Annotated in this window: 12 protein-coding genes; 4 read left to right on the top strand and 8 right to left on the bottom strand. The window is 70.9% G+C overall.

What is annotated here, in order from left to right; genetic code table 11:
* Positions 1-44: 44 nt before the first annotated feature.
* Positions 45-548 (bottom strand): DUF4188 domain-containing protein, encoded by a 504-nt coding sequence (locus ACIRHA_RS08775; RefSeq protein ID WP_403841618.1) that lies wholly within the window; start codon positions 546-548, stop codon positions 45-47.
* A gap of 76 nt (positions 549-624) precedes the next feature.
* Between ACIRHA_RS08775 and ACIRHA_RS08770 the strand changes: the two genes are divergently transcribed.
* Complete coding sequence (locus tag ACIRHA_RS08770; RefSeq protein WP_403841616.1) at positions 625-1,266, top strand: MerR family transcriptional regulator; 642 nt, start codon at positions 625-627, stop codon at positions 1,264-1,266.
* A gap of 76 nt (positions 1,267-1,342) precedes the next feature.
* Positions 1,343-1,627 (top strand): zinc-ribbon domain-containing protein, encoded by a 285-nt coding sequence (locus tag ACIRHA_RS08765; RefSeq protein WP_403841613.1) that lies wholly within the window; start codon positions 1,343-1,345, stop codon positions 1,625-1,627.
* A gap of 224 nt (positions 1,628-1,851) precedes the next feature.
* On the opposite strand, the gene trpS is transcribed toward ACIRHA_RS08765, so the two are convergent.
* The 3 genes from trpS to ACIRHA_RS08750 form a co-directional block, all read right to left on the bottom strand.
* Positions 1,852-2,919 (bottom strand): tryptophan--tRNA ligase, encoded by a 1,068-nt coding sequence (gene trpS / locus ACIRHA_RS08760; protein WP_403841610.1) that lies wholly within the window; start codon positions 2,917-2,919, stop codon positions 1,852-1,854.
* A gap of 192 nt (positions 2,920-3,111) precedes the next feature.
* Positions 3,112-4,335 (bottom strand): cytochrome P450, encoded by a 1,224-nt coding sequence (locus ACIRHA_RS08755; protein WP_403841608.1) that lies wholly within the window; start codon positions 4,333-4,335, stop codon positions 3,112-3,114.
* A 78-nt stretch (positions 4,336-4,413) separates the two neighbouring features.
* Positions 4,414-5,454 carry an NAD(P)-dependent alcohol dehydrogenase gene (locus ACIRHA_RS08750; protein ID WP_403841607.1) on the bottom strand — a complete coding sequence of 347 codons (1,041 nt, stop codon included), beginning with the start codon at positions 5,452-5,454 and terminating at the stop codon, positions 4,414-4,416.
* Between the two features lie 327 nt (positions 5,455-5,781).
* Here ACIRHA_RS08750 and ACIRHA_RS08745 point away from each other — a divergent pair, with 327 nt between their 5' ends.
* On the top strand, positions 5,782-6,777 hold the full coding sequence (locus tag ACIRHA_RS08745) for a Dyp-type peroxidase (protein WP_403841604.1): 996 nt from the start codon (positions 5,782-5,784) through the stop codon (positions 6,775-6,777).
* A 4-nt stretch (positions 6,778-6,781) separates the two neighbouring features.
* The gene (locus ACIRHA_RS08740; protein WP_403841601.1) at positions 6,782-7,606 is read left to right on the top strand and encodes a family 1 encapsulin nanocompartment shell protein; all 825 of its coding nucleotides are present in this window, start codon (positions 6,782-6,784) and stop codon (positions 7,604-7,606) included.
* Between the two features lie 4 nt (positions 7,607-7,610).
* On the opposite strand, the gene ACIRHA_RS08735 is transcribed toward ACIRHA_RS08740, so the two are convergent.
* The 4 genes from ACIRHA_RS08735 to ACIRHA_RS08720 form a co-directional block, all read right to left on the bottom strand.
* The gene (locus ACIRHA_RS08735) at positions 7,611-8,111 is read right to left on the bottom strand and encodes an FBP domain-containing protein (protein WP_403841599.1); all 501 of its coding nucleotides are present in this window, start codon (positions 8,109-8,111) and stop codon (positions 7,611-7,613) included.
* 56 nt (positions 8,112-8,167) lie between these two features.
* The gene (locus ACIRHA_RS08730; protein WP_403841597.1) at positions 8,168-9,046 is read right to left on the bottom strand and encodes a universal stress protein; all 879 of its coding nucleotides are present in this window, start codon (positions 9,044-9,046) and stop codon (positions 8,168-8,170) included.
* 59 nt (positions 9,047-9,105) lie between these two features.
* Positions 9,106-10,464 (bottom strand): hypothetical protein, encoded by a 1,359-nt coding sequence (locus tag ACIRHA_RS08725; RefSeq protein ID WP_403841595.1) that lies wholly within the window; start codon positions 10,462-10,464, stop codon positions 9,106-9,108.
* A 158-nt stretch (positions 10,465-10,622) separates the two neighbouring features.
* Positions 10,623-12,008, bottom strand: coding sequence for an FAD-binding oxidoreductase (locus ACIRHA_RS08720; protein WP_403841592.1), 1,386 nt, complete (start codon positions 12,006-12,008; stop codon positions 10,623-10,625).
* Positions 12,009-12,099: the final 91 nt, after the last annotated feature.

Here is a 12,099-nt window from a genome sequence, read left to right as displayed (position 1 = left end):
CCATTCGTACGCTGCGTGACGCTGTGCTTCCGGGGCGCGAGCATTCAGGCCGCGAGCCGGTCCCGCGCCTGCACGCCCTCACCCAGCGGTCGCACCCCGTAGGCCTTGCCGAGCCCGTACGCGGGCATGTCACCGTAGATCGACTCGTACGCGCCCGCGGGCACCACATAGGTCTCGTGCCAGAGGCCGACGTGCCCCTTGCTCTTGCGCAGATAGCCGTTGATACGGGTCCACCAGGAGCGGTGCGACCGGTCAGGGGCGGCCGCGTAGGTGAGCAGCTTGTCCTTCGACTCCCAGTACTGGACGACGTAGTAGGTGCGCGGATTCGCCGTGAGCAGGACGTGATTGAGTAGGCCCGCGGTTCGGTTCCTGCTCAGCTCCCTGAGCATCATGGGCATCGCGTACATCACCGGGAGCCAGCGGTGCACCGCCCAGAAGTGATTGATCCGCATGCCGATGAGGAAGACGACGACGTCGCCCTCGGCGGCTGCCGTGGTCCGTCCAAGATGCGGTTTCGCGAACACAACTCCCCCAGTTCCGTCGGTCATTGGCAGGGGGTCAGGGGTCCCCCGATCCCCTGACCCGTGATTGGATAGTGACACTTTCCAAGGAGGGGCACAAGGGATGCGACTGGCAGAGTTGAGCGAGCGCAGCGGGGTGCCGGCCGGCACGATCAAGTACTACCTGCGCGAGGGCCTGCTGCCGCAGGGCGAGCGGATCAGCGCCACTCAGGCCGCGTACGGAGAGGCGCATCTGCGGCGGCTCGGCCTGATCAGGGCGATGATCCAGATCGGCCGGATCCCGGTGGCCACCGTGCGGGAAGTGCTCGGACATGTGGACGACGAGTCCCTGGGGACGACCTTCCGCCTCGGCGCCGCGCTGTGGGCGATGCCGCAGCCGCCCGAGGCGCCCGCGGACGACCCGCTGACGGTGCAGGTGACCGAGGCGGTCGACCGGTTCCTCGGCGACATGGGCTGGCACAACGCACGCAAGATCGGCGCCCTCTCCCCCACCTACCGCACTCTGGTCACCACCATCGTCACGCTGACCCGCCTCGGCTTCTCGCGCGGGACCGAGGTCCTCGCGCAGTACGCGCACCTCATGGAGGAGGTGGCCCAGCTGGACCTGGACCAACTCGACGCCTACGAGGACGACTCCGAGAAGGTCGAGCTGGCGGTCGCGTCGGCGGTCCTGTACGAACCCCTGCTGCTCGCGCTGCGCCGGCTCGCCCAGGAGGAGCACTCCACCCGCCGCTACGGCTTGTGAGGCTCAGGGGAGGGCCACATACGATGACGGCCGGACGCCGGACGTTCCGCGGCGGCCGGACCACGGGAGGGACCCAATGATCATCTTCGGCACGCGCGGCTACGCGTACCAGCTCGCGATCCTCACCTACGTCTGCGGGAGCTGCGGCAATCCCGCGGCGCACACGCTGCGGAAGTTCGTCACGAAGTTCACGCTGTTCTTCGTCCCGCTGTTCCCGATCTCGACGAAGTACCAGGCGCAGTGCACGTTCTGTGGCGCCGCGCACCAGGTGCCCAAGGATCACGTGGACGGGATGCTCGCGCAGGCCGCCGGGCCACAGGCCGGGACGCCGCAGCAGCAACAGCAGAACCACCAGGGTTAGTTCACCGGGTCCCGGCCGCCCCGACGGCCCCGTCGAGCCCGCCGAGCCCGCCGACAAAAGGGCGGCCCTGCCGCCTCCCAGGGGGGGGAGAGGGGGCGACAGGGCCGCAGGCTCGAGCGCCCGGGGGGGGTGGGCTGCTTGAGCGTCTGTTCTCCTGCTGCCCGGGATCGGGCCGGGCATGCATGCCGTAGGAAGAATCGTCCCGGCGGCTTTCCGCGCGCTCGTCAGTAGTCGGCGTTCATGGCGGCCCGCACCTCCCGGAGCGTCGCGTCGGCGACCGCTCCCGCCCGCTCGTTACCGGCCCGCAGCACGTCCCTGACCTGGCCGCGGTCCTGCGCGTAGTGCTCGCGGCGGGCCCGGATCGGTGCGAGGTACTCGTTCACGGACTCGGTGACGCGCCGCTTGAGCGCGGCGCCTCCCCCGCCCCCGATCTGCTGCGCCACCGTGTTCGGGTCGGCGCCCTCGCACAGGGCGGCGAGCAGGACCAGCGAGGAGACCTCGGGGCGCGCCCGCGGGTCGTACGTGATGTGGCGTTCGGCGTCGGTCTTGGCGCCGCGGATCAGGCGCGCGGTCTCGTCGGGGGTCGCGGACAGGGCGATGGCGTTGCCGCGGGACTTGCTCATCTTGGTGCCGTCGGTGCCGAGCAGCAGCGGCGCCGTGGACAGCAGGGCCTCGGGCTGCGGGAAGACCGGAGCGCCGTTGCCGTAGCGGTCGTTGAAGCGGCGGGCGACGGTGCGGGTGACCTCCAGATGCGGCAGCTGGTCCTGGCCGACGGGGACGAGGTTCGCCTTGCAGAAGAGGATGTCGGCGGCCTGGTGCACGGGATAGGTGAACATCAGGCCGCTCACCGCGGACTGCCGGGAGTGGGCGATCTCGTCCTTGACGGTGGGGTTGCGCTGGAGCTCGGCGACGGAGACGAGGCTGAGGAACGGCAGCAGCAGCTGGTTCAGGGCCGGCAGGGCGCTGTGCGTGAAGATCGTGGAGCGCTCGGGGTCGATGCCGATGGCGAGGTGGTCGAGGACCAGTTCCTCGACGTGTTCGGTGAGGTTCTCCGCGATGTCGCGGTCGGTGAGGACCTGGTAGTCGGCGACCAGGACGAAGGTCTCGACGCCGAGGTCCTGGAGCCGGACGCGGTTGTGCAGGGTGCCGAAGTAGTGTCCGAGGTGCAGGCGCCCGGTGGGCCGGTCCCCGGTGAGGATGCGGAACTGTCCGGGGTCTTTTCGGATCAGCTGTTCCAGTTCCGCGCTGCGTTCCTGCGCGGCCGAGGTGCCGAGGGCGTCGGTGCTGCTCATGGTCTCTGTCTCCCCTTGGGTCACGGGCGTCCTCGGGACGGCGTGGCCTCCGGTGGGAGGGCATGAAAAAGGGCCGTCCGTGGACGGCCCGGTTACGTGCTTGTCTGTGCGGCCGCCTCTAAGTGAGGCGCCACCAGTTCAGACACGTAGATCGATGCATGACTCAACCGTACACCTGACGGGCCGTGCGGGTCAGGCGCCCACGGGCGTGAACCGCACCGGCAGCGCCTGCGGCCCGCGAGTGAAGACCCCCCGCTCGACCGGCTCGAAGCCGTCGGCGAGCCGCAGGTCGGGCATCGCGTCGAGGAGCTGGTTCACCCCGGTCTCCACCTCCGCCTTGGCGAGCAGCGCGCCGACGCAGAAGTGCCGGCCCAGCGCGAAGGCGAGGTGGTCCGCGGCGGCCGAGAACGCGGTCGTGGTGGTCAGGTCCTCGCGGAACAGGTCGAAGCGGTCCGGGTCCTTGTACCGGTTCTCGTCACGGTTGGCCGCGCCGATGAGGCAGGTGACGGTGGCACCGGCCGGGACGGTGCCGCCGGTGAGCCGCACGTCGACGGCGGACTGACGCATGATCATGTGGACGGGCGGCGTGACGCGCAGGGTCTCGGCGAACGCCCGCGGGATCAGGGACCGGTCCGCGCGCACGGCCGCCAACTGGTCGGGATTCGCGAGCAGGTTGGCGAAGATGCCGGCGATCGCCTTGTCGGTGGTCTCACCGCCGGCCGCGAGCAGCAGGGAGCAGAACGCCTTGATGTCCTCGTCGCTCATCCGCACACCGTCGACCTCGGCGGCGCACAGCGCCGAGAGCAGGTCGTCGCCCGGGTTCTCGCGGCGCTTCTGGATAACGGGGATCATGTACTGGGCGAACTCGACGCGGGTCCGCTCCCCCGCCGCGGCGACGTCCGGGTCGCCCGCCAGGTTGCCGAGGAAGTTGATGACGGCGGTGTACCAGCCGTGGAAGCGGGCGTGGTCGGCCTTGTCGAGGCCGAGCATGTCGGCGATGACGTTGACAGGCAGGCGGGTGGCGTAGTCGGCGACGAGATCCGCGGAGCCGGTGTCCCTGAACTTGTCTATCAATTCACGGGAGTTGCGCTCGATGACGGGCAGGAACTTGCCCTGCAGTTCGCTGCCGCGGAAGGCGGGCGCGACGAGCGCGCGGCGCACCGCGTGCTCGCGGCCGCTCATCTGCAGGATGGTCCTGCCGTGCACGGGTTCGAGCTGCCAGTCGTAATTGTCGGTGGTGAACGTCGCCTCTTTGTCCTTGAAGACGCGCCCCACGTCGGCGTACCGCGAGACGATCCAGCTCTGCGTGGCCTCGTGCCAGAGGAGCGGGGCGGACTCGCGCATCACGCGGTAGGCGGGATACGGGTTCGCGGCGAACTCGGGCGAGAGGATGTCGGGGACCTGCGCGGTGGACATGGGGCTCCCTGTGGTGGTGTAACGGGCAGTGCCGCCAAGCCTATTGACTGCCCGTCACCACGTGCACCCCGTCCCGTGTCAGCCGTTGGGAAGGATCACCGCACGGCCGTTGATCTTGCCGTCGTGCAGCAGCTCGTACGCCTTGGGGGCGTCGTCGAGCGAGAACGTCTCCGTGTGCACGGAGACGGCGCCGGCCCGCGCGAGGTCGAGGACCTCGACGAGTTCGGCGCGGCTGCCCCAGTACGGGGCGGTGACGTTGACCTCGAAGTTCGTGGCACCGAAACCGACAGGCAGGGTGCCGCCGCCGATCCCGACGATCGTGACGTCGCCCTCGACGGCCGCGATGGCGCCCGCGGTATCGACGGTGGGCTGGACTCCGACGAAGTCGAAGACCGCCTCGGCGCCGCGCCCTCCGGTCAGCTCCTTGACCTTGCCCGCGGCCGCGGCGTCTGACAGGACCGCCTCATGGGCGCCGACGGTCCGGGCGAGCGAGAGCTTCTCCTCGGACACATCGAGCGCGATGACGCGGGCGGCGGTCATGGCGCGCAGCAGCTGGATGGCCACGTGGCCGAGGCCGCCGGTACCGATGACGACGGCCGTCGAACCGGGCACCAGCTTGGGCAGCGAGCGCTTGATCGCGTGGTACGGGGTGAGGCCCGCGTCGGTGAGCGGCACGGTCGCGACCGGGTCGAGCCCATCGATCGGCACGAGGTGCCGCGCGTCGTCGACGATCATGTACTCGGCCATCGATCCGGGGGCGCCGAGTCCGGGCGGGTTGATACCGAGTTCGGCGGCGCGCAGGCAGTAGTTCTCCTTGCCCTCCGCGCACTTGGCGCAGGCGCCGCAGCCCCACGGCCCGTACACGGCGACCGAGTCACCCTCCGCGAAGCCGGTGACCCCCGCTCCGAGCGCGGCGATGGTGCCGACGCCCTCGTGCCCGAGGGTCAGCGGAAGTTCATAGGGGAAGCCCTCGGCCGGCCAGCTCATCACGGCGATGTCCGAGTGACACACGCCTGCGGCGGTGACCTTCAGCAGAACCTGCCCGGGACCGGGCTCGGGGTCGGGGACGGTGACGACCTCGGGTGCTGCCCCGATGGTCCGGTACTGAAGTGCCTTCATGGCTCGACTCCTTCGTCGCTCTTCCAGCCCCCGCCCCTCCACGATAACTCTCTTACGTCCCAATGAGACATGTGTCCCAATGGGACACGCGTCACGACAAAAAAAGGACCCCGACCGTACGGGGGAGAACGGTCGGGGCCTGGTTCAAAGTTTAACAGCATTGAGCCGGTGCCCCACGCCGGTTCGACGGGACCCCGGACGTGAGGTCGGACACATCAGTTCATCTGGGCTTTATAAGGCTCTTTTCGGGCGCGAGCTGCCACGCGCCGCCACAGCCCATAGGGTGACAACAGCCGACCGACGCCCTCCCCCGCCATCGGAGCACTCGTGGCCGAACCCCAGCCCGTCCTTCTCGCCCCGCCCGCGAAGTCCGCCGTCTTCCTGGTCGTCACCATCGCGCCGGGCGGCGAGGCCGCCGTCCGCGACACGCTCGAGGAGCTGTCGGCGCTGAGCCGCTCCGTCGGCTTCCGCGACCGTGACGCCGCCCTCAGCTGCATCGCGGGCATCGGCTCCACCGCCTGGGACCGCCTGTTCAGCGGCCCCAGACCGCGCGAGCTGCACCCGTTCCAGGCCCTCGCGGGCCCCCGGCACCTGGCCCCCGCGACCCCCGGCGACCTCCTCTTCCACCTGCGCTCGCGGCGCATGGACCTCTGCTTCGAGCTGGCCCGCGTGATCATCGGCAGGCTCGGCTCCGCCGTCACCGTCGTCGACGAGGTGCACGGCTTCAAGTACTTCGACGACCGCGATCTGCTCGGCTTCGTGGACGGCAGCGAGAACCCCACCGGTCGGGCCGCGGCGGAGTCCGTGTTCGTGGGCGACGAGGACCCCGACTTCGGTGCGGGCTCCTACGTCATCGTCCAGAAGTACGTGCACGACATGGCCGCCTGGGAGGCGCTGCCCGCGACCGAGCAGGAGAAGGTCATCGGCCGCACGAAGACCGCGAACATCGAGCTGGACGAGGACGCGCAGCCCGCCGACTCGCACGTCGCGCTGAACACCATCGTCGACGAGGACGGCACGGAGCGGCAGATCCTGCGCGAGAACATGCCATTCGGCAGCGTCGGCCAGGGCGAGTTCGGCACGTACTTCATCGGCTACGCGCGCACCCCGGACGTCACCGAGCGGATGCTGCGCAACATGTTCCTCGGCGACCCGCCCGGCACCCACGACCGGATCCTCGACTTCTCGACCGCCGTCACCGGATGCCTGTTCCACGTGCCGAGCGCCGACTTCCTCGACGATCTGCCCGAGCCGCCGGCCGGCGCCGCCACCGCCGACCCCGCGGCCGGTTCCCTCGGTATCGGCAGCCTCAAAGGAGCCTGAACACATGAGTACCGCCCCGAACCCCACCCCGAGCAACAATCTGCACCGCGAGCTAGCCCCGATCACGCCCGCCGCCTGGGCCGAGATCGAGGAGGAGGCGACCCGCACCTTCCAGCGCCATGTCGCGGGCCGCCGCGTCGTGGACGTCACGGGCCCGGACGGCGCCGACCTCTCGGCCGTCGGCACCGGGCACCTCTCCGAGATCGCGCCGCCCGCGCCGGGCGTGACGGCGCGCCTGCGCGGCGTGCAACCGCTGGTCGAGCTGCGGGTGCCGTTCACGGTGAGCCGGGAGGCGGTGGACGACGTGGAGCGCGGCTCCAAGGACTCCGACTGGCAGCCGGTGAAGGACGCGGCGCGCTCCATGGCGTACGCGGAGGACCAGGCGATCTTCGACGGGTACGCGGCGGCAGGCATCGAGGGGCTGCGCGAGCGGACCTCGAACCCGGTCCTGAGCCTGCCGGCCGAGGCCCGCGACTACCCGGACACGATCAGCCGGGCGCTCACCGCGCTGCGTCTCGCCGGCGTGGCGGGCCCGTACGCGCTGCTGCTGGGTGCCGACGCGTACACGGCGGTCAGCGAGACCTCGGACCACGGCTATCCGGTCGCCAACCACCTGGGCCGGATCCTCGACGGCGAGCTGATCTGGGCGCCGGCACTGAACGGGGCGTTCGTCCTGTCCAAGCGCGGCGGCGACTTCGAGCTGCGGCTCGGCCAGGATCTGGCGATCGGCTACAGCGGGCACGACGCGCACGGCGTCGAGCTGTACTTCCACCAGACCCTGACGTTCCTGCCCTATACGGACGAGGCCGTGGTCGCGCTCAAGGCGTGAGCCCTCAGCCCTGGACCCTGGCGATGAACGCGTCCAGGTTGCCGAGGGCGCGGTCCACGCGCTCGTTCAGCGTGAGCGACTCCTCGTAGCGGCCCGCGCGCAGCTTCGGCTGCTTCTTGCCGCGCAGGTACAGGGAGCAGGCGAGGTCCGCGCAGACGTACAGGCCGACCGTGTTCCCGTCCCGGCCGCGGGCCCCGGCGAGCGGCGCGGCGAACAGGGACACGCCCGACGAGGCGTGTCCGGTGAGACAGATCTGGCACAGGCTCGACTTCATCGCGCTGGTGCGCCCGCTCTGCGGCACGCGCAGGCTGATGCCGACCGGCCCGTCCACCGTGGGACGCACGAGGTGCGCGCGCAGCGGCGCGCCCGGGTCCACCCAGCCGAGGAAGTCCAGGTCGTGCCAGGGCAGCTCGGCGAAGTCGAGCGGCAGCCGCATACGGGTCGCCTCGCCCTTGGTGCAGTTCACGAAGGACGAGCGGATCTGTTTGTCGCTGAGTGGTTCCACATCGTGGACCTTACAAAGCCGCTCGCCGATCATGCATCCGGATATTCGCGCCGCGGTCAGCCGGTGTGCGGGATCACCGCCACCGGACACGGCGCGTGGTGCAGCACCGCGTGGGCGACCGAGCCGATGCGGGAGCCGATCGCGGTGCGGCGCGCGCGGCGGCCGACGACGAGCAGCTGGGCCTCGGGCGCGACCGAGAGCAGCACCTGGCCCGCGCTGCCGATCTCGACGTGCTCACGGACCGGCACGTCCGGGAAGCGCTCGCGCCAGGGTGCGAGCGCGGCACCGAGAGCCTTCCGCTCGTACGGTTCCATCCCGCCGGCGTCGTCGAGCAGGGCGAACGAACTGGGGCCGTAGGAGAACACCGGCGGCAGGCTCCATGCGCGCACGGCCCGCACGGCGACACCGCGGGCCTGCGCGGTGGTGAACGCGAACTCCATCGCGGCGGCGCTGTCCTCCGGTTCGCCCTCCTGCCCGACGATCACGTCGCGCCCGCTCGCCTCGGCCGGCGCGACGTCGTCCGCACGGACGAGGACGACGGGCCGCTCAGCCTTGGCGATCACCTGCTGGCCGACCGAGCCGACGATGAAGCCGACGATCACTCCGTGCCCGCGCGAGCCGAGCACCAGGGACTCACCGTCGCGCGCGGCCGCCAACAGGGACTCGGCGGCGCCGTCCCCGTCGAGGACGTCGGTGGTGACCGCGAGCCCTGGGTGGGCCTCGGCGATCTCGTGCTCGATGTCGGCGAGCAGATCGCCCGCCCACTGCGTGAGCGCGGACTCGTCCGCGGCGAGCGCCATGCTGTCGGGGGCCGGCTCGCCGACGTGCACCAGGCGCAACGGCAGTCCGCGCCGCACCGCCTCACGCGCCGCCCAGGCTGCCGCCGCCGCGCTCTCGGGGGATCCGTCCACTCCCGCGGTGATGGGCCGGGTCATCGCACCGCCTCCTCGTCTGTCCGGTCTCGTCTGGCGAGCTGTGTGTCGGTGAGCTGTCGTTAGTGAGCTGTGTGTCCGGGAGCGCCCGTTCTACTCGTCGTACCGGTACTGCTCGGCGTGGCGGGCGTCGCCGGGCTCTTCGACGGTCGCAGATACCGGTTCCAGCCGCCTGCCGGACGCTCGCCCACCTGGAGCGAACGCAGCCGCTCCAGGACGGCAGGATCCTGCGCGTCGAGCCAGTCGACGAACTGCCGGAAGGACACGAGCCGGACGTCACCGCCGCCCGCCTTGTCGGCGATCCGCTTGAGCGCCTCCTCGACGGCGTCCATGTAGATGCCGCCGTTCCACTCCTCGAAGTGGTTGCCGATGAAGAACGGCGCCCGGTTGCTCTCGTACGCGCGCTGGAATCCGGTGAGATACGCCTGGGTGGCCTGGGTGCGCCAGCCCGGATAGTTGTGGGCGGGGGCACGGGTGGAGTTCTTCGACTGGTTGGCGAGGATGTTGTAGTCCATCGAGAGGACTTCGAATCTGTGGCCGGGGAACGGGATTCCCTGCAGCGGGAGGTCCCAGATGCCGTGCCGCTTCCCGGGCCAGCGCTGCAGTCCGCCGGGCGAGGAGGCGTCGTAGCGCCAGCCGAGTTCGCGGGCCACGGGCAGCAGGTTCTCCTGGCCGAGCAGGCAGGGGGTGCGGCCGCCGACGAGTTCCTTGTCGTAGTCGAAGGGCAGGGCCGGCTGGTCGTGCCAGCCGGTGTGGGTGCGCCAGGACTTGACGAAGGTGCGGGCCTGTTCGATCTCGCTGCGCCACTGCTTGGGGCTCCAGTTGCCGACGGAGCCCGCCCCGCCGCAGAAGTGCCCGTTGAAGTGGGTGCCGATCTCGTGCCCGTCGAGCCACGCCTGGTGGACGGAGCGCAGCGTCTCCTTGACGTGCGGGTCGCTGAGGTAGCCGATGTCGGAGGCGCCGACGGGGTTGCCCGGCGGCTGGTAGCGCCGCTTCTGTGCCTCGGGCAGCAGGTAGAGCCCGGACAGGAAGAAGGTCATGCGGGCGTCGTGCTGCCGGGCCAGTTCGAGGAAGCGGGGGAACAGGCCGTTGCCGACCTCGCCCGCGCCGTCCCAGGAGAAGACGACGAACTGCGGCGGCGTCTGGCCGGGTTCCAGGGCGGTGGGCGCGGGCGGCTGCTTCGGCTGGCGGCCTGTGTACGAGGTCGAGCCGTCGCCGATCAGCCGGGGCAGCGCCTTCTTCTTGGCGGGGCGCTCGGGATGGCGGGCGGGGCCTGCCGGGGGCGGATCCGCCTTCTCGCCGCCGCTCGTCCCGCAGCCGGCGAGTGCCCCGGCCGCGGCGCCGAGGCCGACGCCGAGACCCAGGCGCGCGACGCGTCTGCGAGTGATTCCACTGGACCGACCGGATTCTTCGAACTCCATGGGCAACCCAATCCGCGCCCCGGGCGGGGGCGTTGTGCGTCCCCCCGCACGGACACCGACCTCCGCACCGTAGAGCGGATAAACGGACAATTGCCTCATTTAGGACGGCGTGCCGCGGAAAGGGCTGCCACACAGTGGGCTGCCAGGAGTTCGGACTCTCAGTCCTCGCCGACGACCTTGCCGGGATTGAACAGGTCCAGCGGGTCCAGCGTCTCCTTCACGGCCCGCTGCAACGCGCAGACGGCGGGCCCGAGTTCGTTGCGCATGCCGGCACGCTTGAGCAGGCCGACGCCGTGCTCGCCGGTGACCGTGCCGCCCGCGGCGATCGCGGCCTCCAGGAGTTCCTCGAAGGCGGCCTGCGCGGCGACGCGTTCCGCCTCGTCACCGGGCTCGGTGATCAGGAGCGGGTGCAGATTGCCGTCGCCCGCGTGCGCGATGGTCGCGATGCGCACGCCGTGTCCGCGCCCGATCTTCTCGATGGTGGCGAGCATCTGCGGCACGGCGGACCGCGGCACGCACAGGTCCTCGGTGAGCACGGGCCCGAGGCGCTCAAGGGCGGGATACGCGAGGCGCCGTACGTCGAACAGGGCCTCGGCCTCGACGGCGTCGGTGGACTGCTCGGCCCAGAGCGCCCCCGCCTCCCGGAAGGCGTCCGCCACCGCGCTGGCCTCGGCCTCGCCCGCGTCACCCGGGGCGTCGATCCGGGCGAGCAGCATCGCCTCCGCGCCCGGCTCGATGCCCAGGTGCTTCCAGTTCTCCACGGCCTCCATGCAGGCGCGGTCGAGGAGTTCGAGGGCGGCGGGCGCGAGTCCCCGGCTCGTGACGAGGGCGACGGCGGCGCCGGCCGCGACGAGGCTGTCGAAATTGCCCACGACGGTGCGCGGCTCGGCCGCGGGCGCGGGCCGCAGCTTCAGCGTGATCTCCGTGATGACACCGAAGGTGCCCTCGGAGCCCACGAACAGGCTCGTCAGGTCGTAGCCCGCGACGCCCTTCGTGGTGCGCCGGCCCAGCCGGACCCGGCTGCCGTACTCCCCCGCGGGCCCGCCCATGACGACTTCCATGCCGAGGACGTAGTCGCGGGTGACGCCGTACTTGAGGCAGCACAGGCCGCCCGCGTTCGTGGAGACGTTGCCGCCGATGGTCGACCAGGGGGCGCTGGCCGGGTCCGGCGGGTACCACAGGCCGTGTTCGGCGACGGCGGCCTTGAGGTCATTGTTGACGACACCGGGCTGGACGACGGCGATCAGGTTCTCGGTGTCGATCTCGAGGATGCGGTTCATCTTCGACACGTCGAGCACGAGGCAGCCGTCGACGGCGTTGGCCCCGCCGGACAGGCCGGTCCCCGCGCCCCGCGTGACGACGGGTATCCGCCGGTCCGCGCAGACCCGCACCACGGCCTCGACCTCCTCCGCGGACGCGGCGCGCACCGCGGCGAGCGGCCGGCCCATCGGCGCCCACTCGGCGTCGTCGTGTCCGAGGGACGCGAGCACGTCCGGGTCGGTGACGAGGGTGCTGTCCGGGAGCGCGGCGGCGAGTTCGCCCACCGTGCCCCTCGTGTCTGCGGTGTCGATGTCGTCCTCCTGAACAGATGGCCCCGACCGGCGCGTTCACGGGTCAGGGACACCATCATGGAAC

The organism is Streptomyces sp. NPDC102360, from assembly GCF_044766085.1.
GTDB lineage: Bacteria > Actinomycetota > Actinomycetes > Streptomycetales > Streptomycetaceae > Streptomyces.
This window is presented reverse-complemented; position numbering and strand designations above follow the sequence as displayed.

Excerpts from the sequence above, each read along its gene's own strand:
- ACIRHA_RS08730 (WP_403841597.1), bottom strand. The coding sequence starts at position 9,046 with ATGACCCGGCCCATCACCGCGGGAGTGGACGGATCCCCCGAGAGCGCG.
- ACIRHA_RS08740 (WP_403841601.1), top strand. The coding sequence starts at position 6,782 with ATGAGTACCGCCCCGAACCCCACCCCGAGCAACAATCTGCACCGCGAG.
- trpS (WP_403841610.1), bottom strand. The coding sequence starts at position 2,919 with ATGAGCAGCACCGACGCCCTCGGCACCTCGGCCGCGCAGGAACGCAGC.
- ACIRHA_RS08775 (WP_403841618.1), bottom strand. The coding sequence starts at position 548 with ATGACCGACGGAACTGGGGGAGTTGTGTTCGCGAAACCGCATCTTGGA.
- ACIRHA_RS08725 (WP_403841595.1), bottom strand. The coding sequence starts at position 10,464 with ATGGAGTTCGAAGAATCCGGTCGGTCCAGTGGAATCACTCGCAGACGC.
- ACIRHA_RS08750 (WP_403841607.1), bottom strand. The coding sequence starts at position 5,454 with ATGAAGGCACTTCAGTACCGGACCATCGGGGCAGCACCCGAGGTCGTC.
- ACIRHA_RS08765 (WP_403841613.1), top strand. The coding sequence starts at position 1,343 with ATGATCATCTTCGGCACGCGCGGCTACGCGTACCAGCTCGCGATCCTC.
- ACIRHA_RS08770 (WP_403841616.1), top strand. The coding sequence starts at position 625 with ATGCGACTGGCAGAGTTGAGCGAGCGCAGCGGGGTGCCGGCCGGCACG.
- ACIRHA_RS08755 (WP_403841608.1), bottom strand. The coding sequence starts at position 4,335 with ATGTCCACCGCGCAGGTCCCCGACATCCTCTCGCCCGAGTTCGCCGCG.